Here is a 21,348-nt window from a genome sequence, read left to right on the forward strand (position 1 = left end):
ATCAAATACCCAGTTGGCGCGACAGATCAATCATACGCTGCACCGACAGGCGGGCCTTGTCGGCCACGTCCGCGTCAACCTCAACCTGCCCGGTCATGGTATCCAAGGCGTACAGCACTTTCTCTAGCGTGATCTTCTTCATGTAGGGGCACATGTTGCAGGGACCGACAAACTCGACCTCGGGCAGCTCATCGGCGATGTTCGACGCCATCGAGCATTCGGTAATCAGCAGCGCCTTTTCCGGTTTTTCATCGGTGACATATTTGATGATACCGCTGGTCGAGCCCGAGAAATCGGCCTCGGCCACAACGTCTGGCGGGCATTCGGGATGCGCGATCAGGCGCGTGCCGGGGTTCCATTCCCGAAAATCGCGCAAGTCCTTGGCGCTGTACTGTTCGTGGACGATGCACGACCCTTCCCACCAGACCACATTCTTCTGGGGCACGTCGCGGGCCACGTTCTGCGCCAGATACTGGTCCGGTGTCATGATGACCGTGTCACTGTCTTGCGCTGCCACAATCTGGGCTGCATTGGAGGAGGTGCAGCAGATGTCCGAGGCCGCTTTGACCTCGGCCGTGGTGTTCACATAAGACACAACCGGCGCGCCGGGATAGCGGCGGCGCATTTCCTCGATCCCTTCGGCGGTGATCGACTCGGCCAATGAGCAGCCAGCCTCCATATCCGGCATCAGCACGGTTTTTTCGGGGCTGAGAATCTTGGACGTCTCAGCCATGAAATGCACACCGCATTGCACGATCACGTCCGCTTCGACCTCGGTGGCCTTGATCGCCAGTTGCAGACTGTCGCCGCCGAAATCGGAAATGCCGTGGTAAATCTCGGGCGTCATATAGTTGTGGCCCAGAACGACCGCGTTACGCTCAGCCTTCAGATCGTTGATCGCCTTCACATAGGGCGCATAGATCGCCCAATCCATGGGCGAGACCACGCGGGACATGCGGTCATAGATATCGCTCATGCTTGCGGCAAGCTCGGGCGATGGGGCCAGATCATATTTTTCGGAGAGATGCGCGCGCTGCGCGGGTAGGTCGAACACGGGACTGTTTTTCCGCCTGATGAAGTCGTGACGCCTTTAATATGGGGTTTGTGGCGGATTTACTACCGCTCAAACCAGAAGAATATTCCAATATTAGCATGACCGACGGAACTATCTTATCGAACATCACAAGTTGGGCGCATACGTCGCAATGGTGGACCTGATCGACTCGACCACTTTTCCAACCTGCGACGGATTCGCTGCGTCTTGGTGCGGGGCCGCAAATTGCCCGCTGTCATTGTCGAAATACCGCCCCGAAGCACTGGCGAATTCCGGCGACAGGGCAGCCCTGATCAGAATCTCCGCGCCTATGCCGATGTCATTGCCCGCCACGCCAAAGCCCTGCTGCACCATATTTGTGGCCAACAGCGACCCGGGGTTAATGGCGATCGAAGCGGGGCCATCGGGATGTTCCTCGGCGAAGGCCTGACTCCACATCGTTATCGCCAGTTTGCTTTGGGCATAAGCCTCAATCGCCTCGGGCTGTCGCTGGCCCGTCATCGCGGCCAGATCAACCGGCGCCTGCGCGGCGGACGACAGATGAAGGATACGACCGTCGCTGGGCAGGATCGGCAACAGCAACTGGCTCAGCAAGGCCGGAGCAAAGGTGTTGACGACGAACCGCGCGTCCAGCCCCCCTGCTGTGATTGGCGCGGCCATTCGGAACACGCCTGCGTTGTTGATCAGCACGTCCAGACAGTCATGTGCCGCGCGTACCTCTTGCGCAAGCTGCCGGACCTCGGACAGATCGGACAGGTCAGCGCGAAACGTATCCACCCGGGCACCGCGTGTGGCCAATTCATCGCGGATCGTCGTTAGTTTGTCAGAGTTGCGGCCATGGATCAGCAGATGGTGCCCCTGATCGGCCAACGACAGGGCGGTTGCGCGGCCAATGCCATCGGTTGCGCCGGTGATAAGAATGGATTTCGGCATCGTGGCCTCCTTAACTGAATTGCGGCAACACATCCTGCGCCAGCCGGTCGAGTGTTTCGTCGATGGGCGCGGAATTGAACCGCAGGTTCAGCGCCACGTGGTTCACGCCGACCGTTTCAAGCTGGCGTAGATATTGTATCAGCCAACGATGACCGGTCCGTACCCCCAGATGGATCGGTTGTGGCGGTTCGTCTGGATCGTCGGACAGATCAATATACAGCGGTTGCAGCACCGGTTTGGGCGGCTGCCCCGTACCAGCAACGCGGGCTTGCCAATCAGCCAGCACTTTGGCCTGCGAAACATCTGATCGCGGATAGGTCATCCACCCATCGGCGTGTTCAGCGATCCAATCCGGCGATTGTCGACTTGACCCGGTGACCAATAATGGCAGTCGAGAGCCCACGGGTTTAGGCAGCAAATCCAGCCGACCCTCCAACGACCCACAGGAATTGGAAACGGTCGGGTTCGTCGCAGACATGGCCCGAATATAGTCGAAACTGTCCCGAAACGCCTCGGCGCGCGCCTCATAGGAATGGTTCATCGCCGGGTATTCCTCGGGCCGGTCGCCCGAGGCTACGCCCAGTATCACCCGTCCGCCGGACAAGACATCGGCGCTGGCTGCAGCCTTAGCCACATGCGCCGGATGGCGCAGAGGCAACACGATGCTGGCAACGCCCAGCGCGATCTGTGAGGTCTGCCCAGCGAGGTAGCCAAGATAGGTGAACGGGTCGAACAACTGACCGGCATCACCAAAAGCCGGGACGTTAAACGGCACATCGCGCAGCCAGACTGCTTTGAAGCCCAGCGCTTCGGCCAAGCGTATCCGGTCCAGATGCCCGCGCATATCCGGCACAGCGCTGTCGGCATAGCGCGTGATTGGCACTACCAGCCCAAGCGTCAGCCGCCCGGCCTGAAAGGTTGTATCAAAGCCCCGGTTGATCCGGGCAAATGGCTTATGGATCTCGTCGCGCATGGCATCCTCACGTGATTGAACACCGCCGCGAGGCGGTGCCCTGCTGGTTCAGGCCAGATCGTCCTTGCCTTCGATCAGATAGTGATGACTGACCGAGCCGGCCGTTCTGGCCGCAAGATGCGGGGCATAGGCTTCGTCTTGCATGAAAGCCTGTGCCGCCTCTTTCGACGGCCATTCGATGATGATCCGCAGCGCGGCGGGCTGGGTATCGCCTTCCAGTTGCTCATGGTTCGACGTGCGGGCGATATAGCGCCCGCCATACGCAGCCACACGTTCGTTGGCTGATGGCAGATAACCGGGTATCCAGTCTTCGCTGGTAGGGGTTACGTCCAGAACGGAATAAAACGCCATTGGGTGCTCCTCATGGTCAGGTTTCAAAATCCAGGCAGAACCTGCTTGCCGATGACACGACCGCTTTCCTGCCGCAGATGGGCCTCGGTCAGGGTGTCCACGTTCAACTCGGCCGCGGTTTCCGTCACGGTCGAGATCAGCTCACCCGCGTCCAGCATCGCCGAGACCCGGTTCAGCAGGGCGCGTTGCGCGTCGATATCTGCGGTGCCAAACATGGATCGGGTGAACATGAACTCCCACGAAATCGTCAGCGCCTTGGGTTTGGCAGGGCCGATGTCGAACCCATCGGGATCGTCGATCAGAGCGACATGGCCGCGCGGTGCGATCATCTCGATGATCGCGGGCCAGTGCTGATCGGTGGCAGTCAGGGCGGCCACGTAGTCCGGAGCCAACCCAAGGTCGCGCATCTGCGCCACCAGATCGCCGCGATGGTCAACCACGTGGTCGGCCCCCATCCGACGCACCCAATCCTGCGTTTCCGGACGCGAGGCCGTTGCAACGACCGTCAGATTGGTCAGCTTCTTCGCCAGTTGGATCAGGATCGAGCCGACGCCACCTGCACCACCAATAACCAACAGGCTTTGCCCAGCGCCGCCGCCTTCGGTCAGACGAAAGCTATCAAACAGCATCTCCCATGCGGTGATTGAGGTCAGCGGCAATCCTGCGGCTTCGACAAAATCCATCGACGCGGGCTTACGCCCGACGATGCGTTCGTCGACGGCTTGCAATTCGGCATTTGATCCGGGGCGTGTGACGTCGCCCGCATAGAACACCTCGTCTCCGACCTTGTACCCTGTGACCTCGGCCCCGGTTTTGACAACCACACCGGCAGCGTCAAAGCCCAGAATGTCCGGTCCGTTTTCCGGCGCACGTAACGCGCGCAGTTTCACGTCCACCGGGTTCAGGGATATCCCTTTGACACGCACCAGCAGGTCGCGCGGGCCGATTTGCGGCGCTTCCGTTTCAAACACACGCAGCGCGCCTGCACCGCCAACGGCCCCCACCTTGTCATATCCGATCGCTTTCATCTTGCTTCTCGCTCCTTCGCGTTTCGCTTGAGGCGCAAGATATCTATTGTAATTTTGATAAAAACGGCGAAATTTGGAGTTCAGAATTCTGATATTCAGGATAATGAAATGGACACGAATGCTCTGCGCCTGTTCGTACGAGCGGCGGAACAACTTAATATTTCTGCCGCCGGTCGCAGCCTTGGATTGGCACCGGCAATCGCCAGTGCACGCCTCGCCAAACTTGAGCACGAGCTGGGTGTCGAGCTATTACACCGTACCACGCGCAAAGTGTCGATCAGCCAGGAAGGTGAGGCGTTCCTGCCCTATGCCCGCGAAATCCTCGCACAGATGGACGCCGGACGCGCGACGCTTGGGCTGGATGCGACCACGCCAACCGGCACCCTGCGATTTGCCGCGCCAAGCAGTTTTGCCCAGTTGCACATCATGCCCCTGCTGCCGGAATTTCATGCGCTGTATCCAGAAATCACGTTGGACCTGCGCCTGTCGGACACCCGGTTTGATCTGATCGAGGGCAGCTTTGACCTCGCGCTGCGCAGTGCCCCGTTGCAGGACAGCAGCCTGAAAGGGCGCAAACTGGCGGATGACACCCGCGTTCTGTGTGCCTCACCCGCTTATCTGGAACAGCATGGCACACCACAAACCCCCGATGAGCTGATCGATCATGACTTTCTGGCCTGGACCGATCTGACACCACGGGACCTGATTGACCAAAACGGCACGGTCTTCTCGTTGAACCCAAAGCAGATGCGCTGTCGGACGATTGTGGATGACGGGGCCTCACAACGGGTTGCGACAATTGCCGGAGCAGGTATTTCCGCTAATTCACTCTGGAGCGTCGCGCATGAGTTTTCCTCGGGGCGATTGGTTCAGGTTCTGCCGGACTGGAGATTGAACGATCAGTCCGTCCTTTGGCTGATCTACCCCCGCTCGAACGTCCTCACACCAAAAGTGCGATGCTTCATGGATTTCCTGATTGCGCGACTGGCATTCTGAAAACAGCAAGCTCAAAGCTTCCTGCAGTCCAACACCGGTGTGCTCTTACCCACTATTGCGGCTTGGAAGGGCGTTGCTGTTCTGCGTTGCGGTGTGGCGTTTCAGCGTTCCCACCAAAGCCGGGAAGATGCACAGGGCGGATAGCACCGCGACTGCTTGCAGGCCATAGGCTTCGAAAACCGGTTTGAATGCTGCCGTACCGGCGAACATGGCCGCGTAGGTGACGGCGCTGTAAAGGCCAAGGATCGCGCCTCGACGGTCCGGGGACAGGGCCGTTAATTGACCCACAAGAATGTTCAGGCCCAGATGATTCAAAGCCCCCCATAGAACGCACGCTGCGAACACAGCCGCGGTTGAGCCGGATACCACCGCAAGCAAGGTGTATGCGCTCAGCAATCCGGCAAATACAAAAGGCGCTGCCCGTTTTGCTCCAAAGCGATCAATCAGCTTGTCCCAAGGCGTCACTGCCCCGAAGCCGACGCCGTAGGAAACCGCAACAAGGCCGACAATCCAGGTCGGTTGGCCCAGAACGTTTTTCACATGTGTGCCGATATACCCATAGAGACCATAAAACGCGACCATATACGCAAGGACCGCCATCAGAATGGGCATCAGCCCCTCGATCCGCAGCGCCTTCAACGGAGAGGCCGCTGGTGCATCAGATGGTTTGGACCCAAAGTTCGCGCCGCGAAGCGACAGAACAAGCGCCAGGCTACCGCCTGCAAGCAGGACATAGACCGCGCGCCAATGGATCACATCAGACAGGATCGCCGCGAGGGAAACGCCCGCCACAAGGCTGAGCGTCCAACCGGTCAGCACTTTACCCAAAGTCTCGCTTTCGCGCCCCTTAGGCGCGGCATCTGCGGCCAACCCATAAATGGCTGGCAGGGCCAAACCAGCGGCGGCCCCTGCCAGCCCTTGGGCCAGAACCAACATCCAAAGCATTGGTGAAACAGCGCTTAGGGCGAGTGAGGCAGCAAGACCCGACATCGCCAGCAGCAATGCGCGATGTAACCCGATCTGGTCAGCTTTGGGCGCCAGCAACAAAGCGCTCAGCGCTGTTCCAGCGCCATAGACTGCCGAAGCCAACAGCACATCGGGCGCAGTCTGTCCGGGGAAGGACTGCGCAACTTCCTGAGCAATCGGGCTGAGCACCAACGAATTCGAGCCCACAACGCCAACAGCGCACATCAATAGCCAAACGGGGTTCATGGAATCACCTCTTATTGTCACGAGGGATAGAGAAAACTGTATCCTTTTGGTATTGCATTATGCCAAATCAAAAAAGAAACGAATGAGGTTCTGTTTATGGCCCGAGATGCGCAGAAGTTGGACGACATAGACCGAAAATTGTTAGGTCTGCTGACCCAGAATGCCGAGCAAAGCTATGCCGCGCTTGGCAAATCCGTGGGACTATCCGCACCAGCGGTTCATGAACGGGTCAAGCGTTACAAAGCCAGTGGTCGCATCAAAGGCGTTGTCGCCCAACTTGACCCAGAGATGACGGAAAAGCGGTTTTTAGCCTTCATTCACGTTAACACCAGTGGCTGGGGTGCCAGCGATGCGTTGATTGGTATGGGCGAATTGCCGGAGGTTGAGGAAATTCATTCGGTCGCCGGGGACACGTGTATGCTTCTCAAGGTCAGAATGGAAAGCACACGGGCCATGGAGGCCCTGCTGGCGCAGATCTACGACTTGCCCGAGGTTATCTCGACCAAAAGCTACGTTGTTCTTTCCACATATGTGGAACGCCCCGTTCAGGCAGACGTATCAAAGGGGTTGGCACGGTAAAGACGGGGGCTTGCTGCAAGAAATTGCCGTCGCTCCGGGCACCAGAGCACCCGCTTCGTGTTCACCCAAGTCGGGGATGTTTGACCTTCGCAAACTTCGACAGCGGTCCTGCGGCCTGACTGCGTTTCAGTAGCGAAGTCCTGAGCTGCTCACTATGGTGGTGAACCGTTCATCAGACCGACGCGCCAGCTCACTATCTGGTTGAAAACAAAAAACGTTCGGGGTCGCCCTCGATACGTACTATCTGCCCAAAACCCGGCTAAGAGGCACGGTCGGACAGGCTGAGCACGCGATGAACCTGCACGGGGCTGCTTATCCCCTTCAGGTCCAGCTCCCCCAAATCTTCCGTCTTGGCAATATCTTCAATGTCCATAAGCGCTCGTTGGTTCAGGAGTATCTGCCCATCGCAGGCCAAGTCACACAGCCTTGATGCGGTATTCACCACACCGCCGATTGCGGTGTAGTCCGCCCGCCCGTGGAACCCGACAAGGCCAAGAGTTGCATAACCGCTGCTGATCCCAATACCCAATCCCATTGTATGTCCAAGTTTTTGCCAAGGCGCGCGTATATCTTCAAACGCCTCTCTGATTGTTTGCCCCAGGCGCACAGCCTCTAACACAGGGTGATCGCATGGAACCGGATCGTTGAAGAAAACCATCAGCCCATCCCCTGCGCGGTACCCAATCGTGCCTTTGTGTTGCGCCACAAGACCGCCGACCTCATCATGGAACTGTTGCAACAGAGTGATGACGTCTTCCGGTTCAATAACCTCGGAAACTGCTGTGAAGTTGCGGATGTCGCAAAACAAACAGGCGATGTATTGACGATGTGTCTTTAGAAGTTCGTCACTGTCTTTATCCACGACAAGCTGTGCCACCTGCGGCGCAAGAAATTGCCTTAGCCGCCCAAGCCGGTCGATTTCCCCCTCTTGGCGCTTCACTTTCTCGGTTAGCTTGTCGTTCAAAGCCTCAATTTCTTGGGTCTGGTCTCGAACAGTGTGGTTCAGAGCATCGAGTATGAAGTTCTGGTTCAAAAGCGCCGCAATCACCAAAAGCACATATGCAAGTGCTTCGATGCGCTCGTCATAGCCCAGATAAAGCGTGGTGATCAGGATCAGGGCGGCGATACCGCCCAGAGCAAGCGGCAATTCTTTTGTGTGACGTTTTCTGTCGCGCCACAGGAAAGCAACTGCCAAAAGGGCAAACGCCCACATGAGTATTGCCTGCGCATGAGGGTTTATTGAAAACGCCTGATAGCCCAAAACGTATGTCGCCAATATCCCAGCGTAGCATGTCGCTAACGAGGCAAGCGCAGCAACGACCGCCCCGATCCCAATGGGCATCGAGATTTTGAACTCTTCCGTCGCGGCTCCAAACCCATCCGCCACCGCGCGCGAACCGGGCTTGGGAACAGGGTTTCTCGCGTTCTCTGGATCAGACATTGGTCCCTTCTGCAATTGGCTGCGACCAGAGTACGTTTGAAATAGGATTGCGTCAAAATCACGAGGCCCGAACAAGGCGGCAGACACGTCGCGGACACAACGCGTTCACACGAAACACCCGCAAGCAATGCAGAACAAACTTGCAAACGAACCCACAAGCGTAGTCACCTACAGTATGAACGCAGGAGGACGTCGATGAACCCATGGGCCACTGCAGTAAGTGTTTGTTGCGCGCTGGCTCTTGTCGGCTGCGCCTCTAAAGTTCGCACATACGAAAAGACGGTTACAACTTCTCTGCCCGCGCAATCCAACAGTCCTTTGAGTCAGGTGGTCAACCGGCTAGGAGATCCCAAAGATGGCCGGTCAGGCGTCAAGCTGATCAGCGACGGCGAAGAAGCGTTGGTTTCACGATTATTGATGGCTGCTGGGGCCGAGCGCACAATTGACGCTCAATACTACCTTTTGCACAACGACCCAACGGGGCACCTTTTCGCGGCCAGTCTGTTGCAGGCAGCGGACCGAGGCGTTCGTGTTCGGCTGCTGCTGGATGACATGGACACGTCCAGCTATGACGCGATGACTGCCGTATTGGACAATCACCAAAACATTGAAATTCGGTTGTTCAATCCGTTTTGGCGAAACCAGAGTCTGCTTTTTGCTGGATTGACAGACTTCAAGCGCATCAATCGCAGAATGCACAACAAGTCCATGACCGCAGACAACGTGTTCACGATTGTGGGTGGGCGCAATATCGGGGCCGAGTACTTTTTGGCGCGAGAAGAAATGAACTATGCCGATCTCGACGTTCTGGCCGCTGGTCCCGTTGTGAACGAGGTCTCGCAGAGCTTTGACACGTATTGGAACAGTGAATTCGCCGTTCCCGCCCGCGTGGTCGTTGGAGAAGCCGAAGAGATTAGCTTGAGCGATGCGCGGTCTAGGCTGAACCAGCTGGTTGAAGAAGCAAAGCAAACCCAATACGGGGCGGCGCTGAGAAGGTCTGCAAACGAGAATTTTGCTGACGGAGCGCTTTCATTGGAATGGGTGCCCGCGAAACTATATGCCGATCCGCCTTCCAAAGCCGCCGGGCTTGAGAATTTCGACCCTATCCTTGCGTCGCAGCTGCTTCCGTACTTTCAGAATGCCGACAGTGAGGTGAATATCGTGTCGGCCTATTTCGTGCCACGCAACAACGGTGTGAAATGGATGACTGAACTGGAAAATCGCGGCGTGGATGTGAAGGTTGTGACTAACTCTCTGGCGTCGAACGACGTCGCACCGGTCTATGCGCATTACGCCAAAAAACGTCGCGCATTGTTGCGAAATGGCGTCGAACTTTACGAATTGCGACCCGACGCCTATCAGGTCCAACGCCGTGGTATCAACTGGGCACAGTCGCGGTCGGGCCTGCATTCCAAGGCCTTCGCCGTCGATGACCGGTATCTGTTCGTCGGATCGTTCAACTGGGATCCGCGATCGGTCAATATCAATACAGAAATGGGCATACTGATCGACTCGCCGGCGCTGACCGTTCGAACCATGGGGGCTTTGGACGAGGCACTGCCAGCCTATACCTATCACGTGACCCTGGAGGAGGCAGGCCAGTTAAAATGGAGAACACGCGGTGAGGATGGTGTGGTTCTCGAATATGACTCCGAACCAACAGGATCGGCCTGGGATCATATAGTCGCTGGATTTCTGGGCATTCTGCCGATTGGTTCTCAGCTTTAGGGTTATTGAAAACGGCTTGGGCGGCACAACCGATTACGCCGAAAGGAAATTCACCGTGAAATTTTATAAGCTCTACACCGATGCCACCGGCGAAAGTCATTGGAATGATATTGAAATCAACGTTGAAGAACGGAACTTTGCGCCACCCGCTCAGGCAATCGAGATTTCAGAACCTGAACATGTCAAACGAACCATGTTTCTGAGGCTGCGGTCAGGTTGGAACGAGCCCATCCATCCGACACCGGTGATCCAAAAGCTGGTTTGTCTGGCGGGCACAGCGCAAGTAACCGCAAGTGACGGAGAGTATCGAATAATAGGCCCGGGTGATGTCTGGCATATGGAAGACACCTTCGGAAAAGGCCATCACACCAAAGTTACAAGCGAAGGAGATTTTGAGGCCCTTATCATTCAATACGAGTGATTTGGGAACGCCCTCAATTTCGCCCGACATAGCTCGAAGAAATTTACTCTTTGGGACCACCGTTACTGAGAAGCATTTTCCAGCTATAGTGACAGCACTGTGCTGCGCTGGCCCTGGCGAGATACTTCAAACGACTGCTGGCGCAGGGGGGATTGCTTTGGAACAACGCCTCTCAGCTATTCTTGCGGCCGATATGGTCGGGTACTCGCGCTTGATGGAAGCGGACGAGCTTGGCGTATTGTCACGTCAAAAGAAGTATCGGCGCGAATTGATTGATCCCGAGATCACCCGCCGACGCGGCACAATCGTCAAAACGACAGGCGACGGCATGCTGGCCACGTTCGCGTCGGTTCAGGACGCGGTTCAATGCGCTGTCAAAATCCAACAAGCGATGAGCTTGAATGAGACAGAACTGGGGGACGATCAGAGAATCCGATTTCGAGTTGGTATCAATCTGGGCGATGTGATCTTCGACGACGGCGATATTTTTGGTGACGGCGTGAACGTGGCCGCAAGGCTGGAAGGGCTGGCAGAACCCGGTGGGGTTTGCGTCTCGGACGTGGTGCACCAGGCCATTCAGGACCGGGTCGATGCCCCATTCCGTGACATGGGCGGGCAACGGGTAAAGAACATCAGCCGACCGATCCGTGTCTGGCAATGGTCACCTCAGGCGGCACCCGTGCGCAAAGCTCCGGAAATCTCATTGCAGCAACGCGTGAAGTTCTGCAAATCGGTAGACGGCGTAAATCTTGCCTGGGCATCGACCGGAAAAGGCACGCCTGTATTGAAAGCGCCCAATTGGCTCAATCATATTGAATACGAATGGACCAGCCCGGTCTGGGGGGACTTTTTGTCAGAGATGTCCAAACTTTGCCGGTTGGTTCGATTTGATCAGCGTGGGAATGGACTATCCGACTGGGATGTCGATGACATTTCCGAAGACCGAATGATCGACGACATGATAGCCGTGGCTGATGCGGCCGGTCTTGATCGCTTTGGCCTGTTGGGTATCAGCCAGGGCGCGGCCTTCTCAATTCGATTTGCGGCAAGACACCCGGAGCGGGTAAAGTTTCTTATTCTGCTTGGAGGCTACGTCCGGGGACGTATGGTCCGAGAAGACGAGGAAGCCGCACAGTTCTACGAAGCCGCCCGTGCAATGGTGTCGGCCGGCTGGGGCTCACCTAACCCATTGTATCGCCATTTCTTTACGTCCTGCTACATGCCCGACGCGACACCCGAAGAGGGCGCCAGCTTTGACGAGATGCAGCGTATTTCCGCAAGCCCGGAAATGGCTTTGCGCATTATGGAAATGAACGCATACGTAAACGCACGCGCGGACGCGCAAAGCTTGAATATTCCAACCTTGGTGCTGCACGTAAAAGGCGATATGGGCGCCCCCATAAGCGAGGGGCGCGAGACAGCCCGAGAAATTCCGACCGCAGAGTTTGTGGAATTGCCCGGTGCAAACCACTGCATGATCCGAGGTCATCCGGGTTTCGACGAATTCTTTCAGGAAATTCAACCATTTCTCAGAGCCAGCGCGCGTCCTTGATACACGGTCGGAATTTGCCATTTGCGAAGATAGACGAGAGTGGAATTTTTGATCGCCTGTTACAACGGGTTGCCTCGCGTTGCCAATCTTTCAGCCTGCGGAACAAAACCTCGATTCAGTCGCGCTGCTTGCGGCGGCGTTTCGCATATTTGGCGGTGACCCTCGAAGCTTCCAGCCCGAAAAACAAAAGCGTACCCTATTGTCTTTCAAAGCCTCTCTGAACCAGCCAGAGCCTTGCCCCTCTAACCGCCAAGTGAAATCGGGCACGCCGATCAAAAGGCTTATGCGAGGAGCACTCACTGACCTGACCGGCAAGGACGAAAAGAAGACAAGTCACTCAAGATCCACACCTCGCTCGAAATTTCTCGTCAGGATGTAACCCAATGTCGATTGCGGGCGTATTTCGTTGAAAAACCCTTGGTTGATTGAGTGGTAAGTCTCTGATTCAATTCGTCCTGAAGGGAGGAATTGGCGATGATGGGACCGAGGCAGGAAGCGCGGGCGGCGTTGTTTTATGAGTTCTCTCTTGAGGATCATGTCCCGCAAGATCACTTGCTGCGGTCGCTTGATCGGTTCGTTGATCTGACGAGCATTCGCGCTCATTTGGCAAATTTCTACAGCCACACCGGTCGGTCATCTGTCGACCCGGAACTGCTGACACGCATGCTGCTGGTGGGATATTGCTTCGGCATTCGGTCAGAACGTCGGCTGTGCAAAGAAGTGCATTTGAACCTGGCGTATCGCTGGTTCTGCCGTCTCGACCTGACTGACCGCATGCCGGATCATTCGACGTTTCCCAAAAACCGGCATGGCCGGTTCCGGGAGAGCGAATTGCTACATCACATGTTCGAGGCCACTGTTGCGCGTTGCATCGCAGAAGGTTTGGTCAGCGGCCAGCGCCTGGCAATTGATGCCAGTCTGATCGAGGCGGATGCCAACAAGCAAAACTCGACACCCAAAGAAGAATGGTGCGTCTCCGACATCGACCCGGCCAGATGCGCCTCGCGCCGTTCGCGAGTATCTCGACACGTTAGACGAAGCTGCATTCGGTGCCGCCAGCGAAGTGCAACCGAAGTTCACCTCCCATTCTGATCCGGCCAGCCAGTGGACGGCGGCACGTAAAGGCCCTGCGTTCTTTAGCTATTCCGACAACTATCTGATCCACACCGATCATGGGATTATCGTCGATGTGGAAGCCACACGGTCTATCCGACAAGCTGAGGTCGGATCAACCAAAACCATGCTGGACCGGATAGAGGACAAGTTCGATCTGCATCCAGAACGGCTGATCGCCGACACCGCTTACGGCACCGGGCCACTTCACGGATGGCTGGTCCACCGTAAGATCGCGCCGCACATTCCTGTCTTTGATAAATTCGGGCGCAACGACGGCACTTGGACGCGCGCCGAATTCGAATGGGATGCCGAGAACGATCTATACATCTGTCCAGAGGGACACGCGTTGAAGCAATTCCGTCGAAACTACTCCGATCCGAACAGAGGGCCAACTGGCAAAGGGACGGCCCGTTATCGCGCCTTGAAAGACGTCTGTCAGACCTGCCCGTCGAAAGCCAAGTGCTGCCCGAACGCCGATGCACGCAAAATCACCCGCGAAGAACACGAAGATGCCTGCCAGGTTGCCCGCGATATTGCAAAGACCCGCCAGTACGAGGTCTCAATGAAGCTCCGAAAGAAGGTCGAATTGCTCTTCGCGCACCTCAAACGCATCCTCGGTCTGGGACGGCTCCGATTACGCGGACCATGTGGTGCCAATGACGAATTCCTCCTCGCCGCCACCGCCCAAAACCTCCGGAAATTGGCCAAGATCTTTCCTGCGCCGCAGCAAACGCGAAAAGCCTGATCAGAAAGGCGTTCGTGCAGTGCTCAGGTCACCCCATTCTGCGCCAGCAACACGTTGTTTTTCCACAGAATCGGCCGCTTTCCGTCCTTCGAAACCTCAATACGCTTTCGGTAATCACTGAAGAAGTTCACTCAACCGAAATCGCTATGACGCTTTCCTATGATACCCCTACCCGCTTTCTGTGCCGTGCCGGCCTATTTTGCCGCTACAATGCCCTTGTTTTATTGATCTGAGGACTTCTGTTTTGATGTAAGAAACGGCCTCGAAAACCGTTGTGGGTGCAAGCCTACCCAGGGTTCGAATCCCTGTCTCTCCGCCACTCATTCGGGGCCAGTGCAGCCCTTGATTATCGTTTCGAAACAACACTTACAAACGAGTGTAACTGTCGTTGAACAAGATTGGGTCGGCTTTCAGACAGACCAAAATTGTTTGCTTATTTTTATAATGAGACTTCCGAGTCTATTCCGGATATCAGCCGTTCAGCTTTTTCGCCCGTAACTCATGGTAGTGCAAAATGTGGTGTTCGAGATAGCTGCGCAAGTGCGGCGCGGTTTTGGCCTGCGCTTCGAAACGGTCGAGCTGTTGCTGACGTTCGTCCGCATCCATCGGGCTTATGCCTTTCGCCTGACTCACATCACCATGCCAGCCCTCGACCTGCCCCCACTCACTCGGCACTTCCTTTTGCCAGTCAAATGCGTGATCCGCCGGGCTCAGGCCCCACCTTTGCCAGAGCGCCTCCATCACCCTGCGCGGATCGGCACGCATGTCCTCGGCCGAGATGATCGGTGGAGTTTGCCCGGTCACAGCCACGATCCCGTCATAAAGCCTCCGTTGCGCCTCCAGCCCGATCTCTTCGCAGGTCACCTCGGGATCAAGCCGGTGATAGGACGCAATTGATGCCACCGGATCGCGCAACAGAAACCCATGGGTCAGACGATTGAGAAACTCTTCATCCTCAAGGATTCGGTGCAGTACGTAATAAGCCATATCCTTGAAAAAGACCGGGCGAGTTGAAGCGCGCGACAACAGCATGTCTCGAATATCCTCGTATCGAGTAGGGTGCCCTTCCTTCACATCGAAATGCGGCATCACGCGGATTTTGCGGTGCACGTAATAATCATACATGAAGGGCTCGTGGGCACAGTCCAGATCCCCACGTTCCCGCATGATCCGCTCTGTGGCGGTGGACATGGAGCGGGGATGGGCCCAGAGCACAAAGATCGGATATGCAGACATTGGCTGGCCTCAGCTTTTCATACGGCTATTTCCCGGGTCGTACGGCGGCTGGTCAAGGACCAAGGCACTACGCCGTTGCCCCAGAACCTCGACGCTCAGCCCGCTACGTGCGGATCGGTCGCGCAGGTAAGCCAGCGCAAGGGTCTTGCCGGTTCGATGGCCATAAGCCGCCGAAGTGACGATCCCAACCACGCGATCTCCCTGATAGACGCCATGGGCGTAATAGGGATCCACTTCAGTGGTGTCCAAATCCAGCAATACCATGTCCCAGCGATCTTCGGCCTTCATGCGTTCAGCCAGCGCGTCTTTTCCGATGAAATCGTGATCCATCTTGATCATAATCCCGGCACCGGTTTCAGCCGAGGTACGCTCGGTGGTGAAATCCGATCCCCACGCGTGATAACCCTTTTCCAACCGCATCGCGTTCATTGCGTAAGCTCCGAAGAAGTTCAGCCCGTGCGGTTTTCCTGCCTCCTCCACCGCGTCGAAAAGGGCAGGCATGTCAGCGGTTTTCACGTGGAGCTCCCATCCAAGCTCACCCACATAAGACACCCTGAGCGCGCGGACCGGAATGCCAGCCACCTCAATGTTTCGTACGGACAGCCACGGGAAGCCTGACGCCAGATCGGCATCGGTCAGCGCGGACATCACATCGCGCGACTTCGGCCCCATCAGGCCCAGCACGCCGAAATCTTCAGTCACACGGGCGATGGTGACGTCAAAACCTTTGGCGCGGGCGCGCAGCAGGTCGTCATCCATTTCTTCCGCCGCAGCGGCCGAGGTCAGGTAGATGTGGTCCTCGGCCAGAACACTGACGGTGAATTCCGATTGTGTTCCACCTGCCGGTGTCAGTGCGTGGGTCAGACCGATGCGCCCGGTTTTGGGCGCACGGTTTGCGCCAATACTGTCCACAAAGGCACGGGCATCCGGACCAGTCACGTCGAATTTGGAGAAGACCGACATGTCGGCCAGCCCCACATTGTTGGCAACCGTCTCGCATTCCTGCGCCACACGGTCGAACCAGTTCGAGCGGCGAAAGCTTGGCACCGCCTCATCCCCGGTCTGGTCTGAGAACCAGTTGGGCCGCTCCCACCCATAGGCTGCGCCCATCACAGCGCCGCGTGCGATCATGCGATCGTGGATCGGTGACAGGCGTTTGCCGCGTGCGGCAGGGCGTTCTTCGTGTGGGTAATGCACACCAAATTGCAGGCCAAAACACTCGATGGCTTTCTGCACACGATAGTCACGGTCAGCCCAATTGCCGAACCGGCGGCTATCCACGGCCAGTGCATCCATCGGCGGCGCTCCGTGGGTCATCCAGTGGGACAGGAACCAACCCGCACCGCCGCCTTCCATCACACCCATCGACGATCCAGTGAGCAGCCAGGCATTGGGCAACCCATGGGCGGGGCCGATCAACGGGTTGGCGTCCGGCGTGAAAGTGATGGGTCCATTGACGACCGATTTTACCCCACCTGTTTCCAGCGCCGGAATGCGCGCCATCGCCATCATGATGATGTCTTCGACCCGGTCCAGATCGGGCGGCATAAGGTCAGCACCAAAATCAGGCGGGCAACCATCAATCGACCAGGCCTCGGCGTTCTTTTCATAAGGGCCAAGGATCAGCCCGTCTCGCTCTTGCCGCACATACCAGCTTTCCTCGGGGTCGCGGATCATCGGCAGTTCCGGCAGACCTGCAGCGATCCGATCTGCCACCGCGCTTACTGTATCGGTCACAAGATACTGATGCAGAACAGGGACCGAGGGGATGTTCAATCCCATCATATGCCCGATCTCCCACCCCCAGGTGCCCGCGGCATTGACCAGATGACGGGCGTGGATCGTGGTCTTTTCGGTCTCGACCACCCAAAGGTCGCCTTCGCGGCGAATCGAGGTCACCGGGTTGTAGCGCAGAATCGTCGCCCCGTTTTTGCGCGCCACCTGCGCCATGGCGTTAGTGGCCAGTGACGGGTCCACATGCCCGTCATCGGGCTCGTAAATTCCGCCCAACAACCCCTCGGTCCGGGCCAGTGGGTGCAGGCGCTCCACGTCATCGGGGGTAAGCATCTGCAAGTCATAGCCAGTGAACCGGCTGAGCCCGGCAACATGGGCAAACTCGTCCATCCGGTCCGGGTTCGAGGTGATCCGCATCGCGCCCGAGCGGTGAAAGCCACAGGTGCCGCTGGTCTCTTCCGGCAGGATGTCGCGATACAGCCGAACCGAGGTTGCGCGCAGTTCCTGAATGGTTGGGTTATGGGCGAAATGTGTACACAAGCCTGCAGCGTGCCATGTCGATCCATGGGTCAGGTCGTTCTTTTCCGTCAGCACCACGTCCGACCAACCCGCCTTGGTCAGGTGATACATCAGCGATACTCCCATAGCACCGCCGCCAATGATCAAGACCTGAGCTTGCGTGACTGTCATGATTTCATCCGTTCGTTCTTTGGGTCAAATGGCGGGCGCATCAGCGGGATGGCCTGATAATGCGAGCCTGCCACATCAATGGTGAAGCTGCGGGCGCAGGTCTCGGGCAGTGTCTCTCCGACCGCGATTTCAACCAACGCCAGAGCATAGGTCTTGCGGGTTCGCGCGCCCCGCGCGCCGGATGTGGTCGCCCCAACCACCCGACCGTTTTCAAGGATCAGTTCGTCATGCAGGATAAGTGGTTTGTCAGGCAACTCGAAAATCACCGCGCGACGGCGAAGACCTTCTGCCTTCTGCCGGGCCAGTGCCTCTTTGCCCAGAAAATCGGTCTTCCAATCCACAGCAAATCCCAGCCCGGCTTCCAGCGGAGAGATATCCGGCCCAAGGTCATGACCCCAGTGTTTGAAACCTTTCTCGATCCGGCAGCCATCCAGTGCAAAATGACCCATCGGGCGCGCGCCTTGCACCGTGAGCGCATCGAACACCGGCCCACCCTGCTGTACCGGAATGTAAAGCTCCCATCCCAACTCGCCCACAAAGCTGACCCGCTGCGCACGGCACGGCACACCTGCCAAGGTGACATCCCGCGCGGTAGAGAATGGAAAGTCTCTCCAATCCGCGTCAGACAGAGCCGCCAGCGTATCGCGAGACCCGGCGCCCATGACGCCGATCACCACCTCGTCTTCGGTCACGTCCCGGATCATCACGTCCCGGCCCGTACCGTGCCGCCTGAGCCACGCCAAATCCTTTTGCCGGGTCGCAGCACCTGATACCATGCGGAAGTTGTCCGGCCCGAGCCTCAGCAAAGTGACATCCGCCTCAACCCCGCCCCGCGCGTTCAGCAGCGGCGTATAGACCGCGCGCCCCGGCGCGACGTCCATATCCGCAGTCGCGAGAAACTGTACGAACGCCAGCGCGTCCGGTCCGGAAATATCAAACTTCCCGAACGGGGATAGGTCGAGCAACGCCGTGCCGCGCTCCATGATTGCAGCCTCGCGGTGGGCGATCTCCTGCCACGACTGTTCGCCGGTGGAATAAGGCAGCGCCCGTTCGCTGCTGTCCTGCGCGTACCACAGCCCGCGTTCCCAGCCTGCGGTCAGGCCGAATTCGGCCCCCGCCGCGGCCCATTTGTCGTGCAGAGAGGATTTGCGCAGACCTCGCCCGGCTTTTGGTTGCTTGAAAGGCCAATGAAGGGCAAAGGCGTCGCTCACTGCTTCTTCCATGCGGGTTTCAATATGGCTGGCTGCGGCTGCCAATGGATCGACCCGAGCCACGTCGACCTCCCACAGGTCCATCGGTGCTTCGCCTTCGATCATCCAATCGGCCAGAACCCGCCCGACACCCGCCGAGGACATGACGCCGACCGAGTTCATACCGGCCGCAACGTACAGCCCGTCCACCTCGGGTGTCTGGCCGATCAGCGGGCGGGTATCGTGGGTAAAGCTTTCGGGTCCGTTCATGAAGTGCTGGATGCCGGTTTCGGCCAACGCCGGGATCAACTCCAAAGCGCCCTCCATGAAAGGCATGAATTGATCCCAATCCTCGGGCATTTCAAGAAACGGGCGATCTCCTTCCGGGCCGAAGGCATCCCAGCATTTCGCATTCGGCTCAAAGCCGCCAATGACCAGCTTGCCCGCGTCCCCCTTAACATAGAACCCACGGTCCAGATCGCGCAGCACCGGATAAGGATTGGGCAGGCCTTCCATAGGCTCGGTGACGACATACATATGTTCGACGGCCTGCAGCGGCAGAGCCACACCCGCCGCATCGGCCAGCTTCTTCGACCACGCTCCGGCACACAGTGCCACGCGGTCGGCCAGCAATTCTGACCCGTTTGTCAGCGCAACGCCCTTGATCCGTCCGGATTCAACCAGCAGCCGGTCGACCTGCACGCCTTCGCGGATTTGCACCCCTTTGGCCCGCGCCGCTTTGGCATAGGCCATGCACAGATCCACGGGGTTCACATTGGCGTCTTCCTCGACCCGCAACGCCCCCACCAGCCCGTCGGGGTTGAGGCCGGGAACATCGACCGCATCCGGCCCCACGATCGAAGGGGTCAGCCCGAGGTGACGGCCCAGCGACGCAATCCGGTGCAATTCGTCAATGCGGTTGGAGTCACGAGCCAGCCAATAGCCTCCAGTTCGGCGATAACCGGTGGACAGGCCACATTCTTCTTCCAGCTTTGGGAACAGCGTACCGGCATACATGGCCAGATGAGTCATATTTGGCGTGGCGCGCAGTGGCCCAACAATCCCGGCGGCATGCCAGCTGGTCCCGGACGTCAGTTGATTACGTTCCAGCAATTGCACATCCGTCGCGCCAGCCGAGGCCAGGTGATAGGCCAGGCTCAGCCCGATAGCGCCACCGCCAATGATGATGGTTCCCGCCATTTCGGAACTCCTTGCTGTCATCTGATCATGTTCTCGGCAAAGCGGGCGGGATCAAGTCTCGCCAAGCATCATAACTACAACTAATGATAAGCAGAGCTTGCGCCTGTTGAATCCAGCGCGTTTCATGCAATTACAGAAGTTTACGGAGAGTCGAGGAGCGAATGGCGCGCAACGAAGCGGAAATCAATTTGTTCCGGGCAATCGAAGTCTTCATGGCCGTGGCGGATATGCGTCATGTGACAGCGGCGGCAAAAGCCCTTGGAATCACTCAATCGGCAGCTTCGCAACATCTGAAAAACCTGGAAACCGCCTTTGGTGTAACGCTGCTGGACCGTTCGCGCCGCCCGTTGGGTCTGACCCATGCGGGAGAGGCCGTGCAACGGCACGGGTATCGCATTCTCAATGAGATCGACGATCTGAAGTCCGACCTTCGTCACCTGAATGCAACCGCACTTCCTATACTGCGAGTCGGGCTGCTGGCATCGACAGCGACGACATTAACGCCGGGCCTTTTTGAATTTGTTGAGCATGAATTGCGGGTTCCGGAACTGATACTTTCGGCAGGTCTTGCCAGCGATCACCAAAGCGCGCTGAACGCACGCAAGATCGATGTGGCTGTCACCTCGGAATTGTTCATGATGAGTGACGACTATGACACCTATCCTGTTCTGGAAGAACCCTTTTTTCTGGTATTGCCACAGGATTACCACGGGCCCGAGGATGACATTCACGCAATCTCAGAGCGCTTGTCTCTGGTGCGTTTCGGAGCGCTGACCCCGGTGGGGCGACGCACGGATCAGCACCTGCAACGCTGCCGCCTGCATCTGCCTCGTGCGATTGAGGCGGACCGGTCGTCGATGGTTGTGGCCGGGGTGGTAACCGGCAAGTGCTTTGCAATTCTGACGCCTTCGCTTTTGATCGATGGGGTTGCTGAAGGTATGCCGCTGCGCATTGCGCCACTTCCATTTTCCGGGTTCAAACGCGGTATCCAGGTTGTGTCGCGCAAAGGGGATCTGGGCGATATCCCGGCACGCCTTGCTCAGCAATGCGCTGATATCCTGCATGAGCACTTCACCCGCCGTTTTCCCGAAATCGCGGATCAGATCACGTACCACGCCGATGCTAATCCCAATCATTAGGATTTCCGATCAAGCACGCCTCCCCCTGTT

At 57.5% G+C, this 21,348-nt stretch carries 16 protein-coding genes and 1 pseudogene; 7 read left to right on the forward strand and 10 right to left on the reverse strand.

Features of this window, described 5'->3' with window-relative positions; all coding sequences use genetic code 11:
- Window position 1 precedes the first annotated feature (1 nt).
- The 5 genes from nadA to ACR0LN_RS18600 form a co-directional block, all read right to left on the reverse strand.
- Entirely contained in the window at window positions 2-1,054 is a 1,053-nt protein-coding gene (nadA, locus tag ACR0LN_RS18580; RefSeq protein ID WP_480431777.1) for a quinolinate synthase NadA, read from the reverse strand.
- Between the two features lie 126 nt (window positions 1,055-1,180).
- The gene (locus tag ACR0LN_RS18585; RefSeq protein WP_480431778.1) at window positions 1,181-1,987 is read right to left on the reverse strand and encodes an SDR family NAD(P)-dependent oxidoreductase; all 807 of its coding nucleotides are present in this window, start codon (window positions 1,985-1,987) and stop codon (window positions 1,181-1,183) included.
- Between the two features lie 10 nt (window positions 1,988-1,997).
- Complete coding sequence (locus tag ACR0LN_RS18590; protein WP_480431779.1) at window positions 1,998-2,960, reverse strand: LLM class oxidoreductase; 963 nt, start codon at window positions 2,958-2,960, stop codon at window positions 1,998-2,000.
- Window positions 2,961-3,008: 48 nt separating this feature from the next.
- Window positions 3,009-3,311: a DUF1330 domain-containing protein gene (locus ACR0LN_RS18595; protein WP_480431780.1), complete on the reverse strand. Its 303-nt coding sequence runs from the start codon at window positions 3,309-3,311 to the stop codon at window positions 3,009-3,011.
- A 23-nt stretch (window positions 3,312-3,334) separates the two neighbouring features.
- Complete coding sequence (locus ACR0LN_RS18600) at window positions 3,335-4,339, reverse strand: zinc-binding alcohol dehydrogenase family protein (RefSeq protein ID WP_480431781.1); 1,005 nt, start codon at window positions 4,337-4,339, stop codon at window positions 3,335-3,337.
- A gap of 108 nt (window positions 4,340-4,447) precedes the next feature.
- Between ACR0LN_RS18600 and ACR0LN_RS18605 the strand changes: the two genes are divergently transcribed.
- Window positions 4,448-5,335, forward strand: coding sequence for a LysR family transcriptional regulator (locus tag ACR0LN_RS18605; RefSeq protein WP_480431782.1), 888 nt, complete (start codon window positions 4,448-4,450; stop codon window positions 5,333-5,335).
- A 45-nt stretch (window positions 5,336-5,380) separates the two neighbouring features.
- Here ACR0LN_RS18605 and ACR0LN_RS18610 read toward each other — a convergent pair whose 3' ends face one another.
- Window positions 5,381-6,547, reverse strand: coding sequence for an MFS transporter (locus tag ACR0LN_RS18610; protein ID WP_480431783.1), 1,167 nt, complete (start codon window positions 6,545-6,547; stop codon window positions 5,381-5,383).
- A gap of 96 nt (window positions 6,548-6,643) precedes the next feature.
- Between ACR0LN_RS18610 and ACR0LN_RS18615 the strand changes: the two genes are divergently transcribed.
- Window positions 6,644-7,126: an Lrp/AsnC family transcriptional regulator gene (locus tag ACR0LN_RS18615; RefSeq protein ID WP_480431784.1), complete on the forward strand. Its 483-nt coding sequence runs from the start codon at window positions 6,644-6,646 to the stop codon at window positions 7,124-7,126.
- Window positions 7,127-7,385: 259 nt separating this feature from the next.
- Here ACR0LN_RS18615 and ACR0LN_RS18620 read toward each other — a convergent pair whose 3' ends face one another.
- Window positions 7,386-8,567, reverse strand: a complete 1,182-nt coding sequence (locus tag ACR0LN_RS18620; RefSeq protein WP_480431786.1) for an adenylate/guanylate cyclase domain-containing protein — start codon at window positions 8,565-8,567, stop codon at window positions 7,386-7,388.
- Window positions 8,568-8,762: 195 nt separating this feature from the next.
- On the opposite strand from ACR0LN_RS18620, the gene ACR0LN_RS18625 reads away from it, so the two are divergent.
- From ACR0LN_RS18625 to ACR0LN_RS18640, 4 genes and pseudogenes are all read left to right on the forward strand, one after another.
- On the forward strand, window positions 8,763-10,295 hold the full coding sequence (locus ACR0LN_RS18625; RefSeq protein WP_480431788.1) for a phospholipase D family protein: 1,533 nt from the start codon (window positions 8,763-8,765) through the stop codon (window positions 10,293-10,295).
- A 55-nt stretch (window positions 10,296-10,350) separates the two neighbouring features.
- The gene (locus tag ACR0LN_RS18630) at window positions 10,351-10,716 is read left to right on the forward strand and encodes a cupin domain-containing protein (protein WP_480431789.1); all 366 of its coding nucleotides are present in this window, start codon (window positions 10,351-10,353) and stop codon (window positions 10,714-10,716) included.
- A gap of 157 nt (window positions 10,717-10,873) precedes the next feature.
- Window positions 10,874-12,268 carry an alpha/beta fold hydrolase gene (locus tag ACR0LN_RS18635; protein ID WP_480431791.1) on the forward strand — a complete coding sequence of 465 codons (1,395 nt, stop codon included), beginning with the start codon at window positions 10,874-10,876 and terminating at the stop codon, window positions 12,266-12,268.
- A gap of 474 nt (window positions 12,269-12,742) precedes the next feature.
- Window positions 12,743-14,129 (forward strand): annotated as a pseudogene (locus ACR0LN_RS18640) (IS1182 family transposase).
- Between the two features lie 471 nt (window positions 14,130-14,600).
- Here the strand turns inward: ACR0LN_RS18640 and ACR0LN_RS18645 are convergent.
- Genes ACR0LN_RS18645 through ACR0LN_RS18655 form a run of 3 tightly spaced genes read right to left on the reverse strand, consistent with a single transcriptional unit; the run spans window position 14,601 to window position 20,179 of the window.
- A complete protein-coding gene (locus ACR0LN_RS18645) occupies window positions 14,601-15,365 on the reverse strand; it encodes a sulfotransferase-like domain-containing protein (protein WP_480431792.1) in 765 nt (254 codons plus the stop codon).
- A gap of 9 nt (window positions 15,366-15,374) precedes the next feature.
- Entirely contained in the window at window positions 15,375-17,789 is a 2,415-nt protein-coding gene (locus ACR0LN_RS18650) for a GcvT family protein (protein WP_480431794.1), read from the reverse strand.
- Complete coding sequence (locus ACR0LN_RS18655) at window positions 17,786-20,179, reverse strand: GcvT family protein (RefSeq protein ID WP_480431796.1); 2,394 nt, start codon at window positions 20,177-20,179, stop codon at window positions 17,786-17,788. The genes ACR0LN_RS18650 and ACR0LN_RS18655 overlap by 4 nt, the downstream gene beginning before the upstream one ends.
- 161 nt (window positions 20,180-20,340) lie before the next feature.
- On the opposite strand from ACR0LN_RS18655, the gene ACR0LN_RS18660 reads away from it, so the two are divergent.
- The gene (locus tag ACR0LN_RS18660; RefSeq protein WP_480431797.1) at window positions 20,341-21,318 is read left to right on the forward strand and encodes a LysR family transcriptional regulator; all 978 of its coding nucleotides are present in this window, start codon (window positions 20,341-20,343) and stop codon (window positions 21,316-21,318) included.
- The last annotated feature ends 30 nt before the right edge of the window (window positions 21,319-21,348 follow it).

It is taken from the genome of Ruegeria sp. AA6 (assembly GCF_056542865.1).

Excerpts from the sequence above, each read along its gene's own strand:
- ACR0LN_RS18585 (WP_480431778.1), bottom strand. The coding sequence starts at position 1,987 with ATGCCGAAATCCATTCTTATCACCGGCGCAACCGATGGCATTGGCCGC.
- ACR0LN_RS18590 (WP_480431779.1), bottom strand. The coding sequence starts at position 2,960 with ATGCGCGACGAGATCCATAAGCCATTTGCCCGGATCAACCGGGGCTTT.
- ACR0LN_RS18595 (WP_480431780.1), bottom strand. The coding sequence starts at position 3,311 with ATGGCGTTTTATTCCGTTCTGGACGTAACCCCTACCAGCGAAGACTGG.
- ACR0LN_RS18600 (WP_480431781.1), bottom strand. The coding sequence starts at position 4,339 with ATGAAAGCGATCGGATATGACAAGGTGGGGGCCGTTGGCGGTGCAGGC.
- ACR0LN_RS18605 (WP_480431782.1), top strand. The coding sequence starts at position 4,448 with ATGGACACGAATGCTCTGCGCCTGTTCGTACGAGCGGCGGAACAACTT.
- ACR0LN_RS18610 (WP_480431783.1), bottom strand. The coding sequence starts at position 6,547 with ATGAACCCCGTTTGGCTATTGATGTGCGCTGTTGGCGTTGTGGGCTCG.
- ACR0LN_RS18615 (WP_480431784.1), top strand. The coding sequence starts at position 6,644 with ATGGCCCGAGATGCGCAGAAGTTGGACGACATAGACCGAAAATTGTTA.
- ACR0LN_RS18620 (WP_480431786.1), bottom strand. The coding sequence starts at position 8,567 with ATGTCTGATCCAGAGAACGCGAGAAACCCTGTTCCCAAGCCCGGTTCG.
- ACR0LN_RS18625 (WP_480431788.1), top strand. The coding sequence starts at position 8,763 with ATGAACCCATGGGCCACTGCAGTAAGTGTTTGTTGCGCGCTGGCTCTT.
- ACR0LN_RS18645 (WP_480431792.1), bottom strand. The coding sequence starts at position 15,365 with ATGTCTGCATATCCGATCTTTGTGCTCTGGGCCCATCCCCGCTCCATG.
- ACR0LN_RS18650 (WP_480431794.1), bottom strand. The coding sequence starts at position 17,789 with ATGACAGTCACGCAAGCTCAGGTCTTGATCATTGGCGGCGGTGCTATG.
- ACR0LN_RS18655 (WP_480431796.1), bottom strand. The coding sequence starts at position 20,179 with ATGGCGGGAACCATCATCATTGGCGGTGGCGCTATCGGGCTGAGCCTG.
- ACR0LN_RS18660 (WP_480431797.1), top strand. The coding sequence starts at position 20,341 with ATGGCGCGCAACGAAGCGGAAATCAATTTGTTCCGGGCAATCGAAGTC.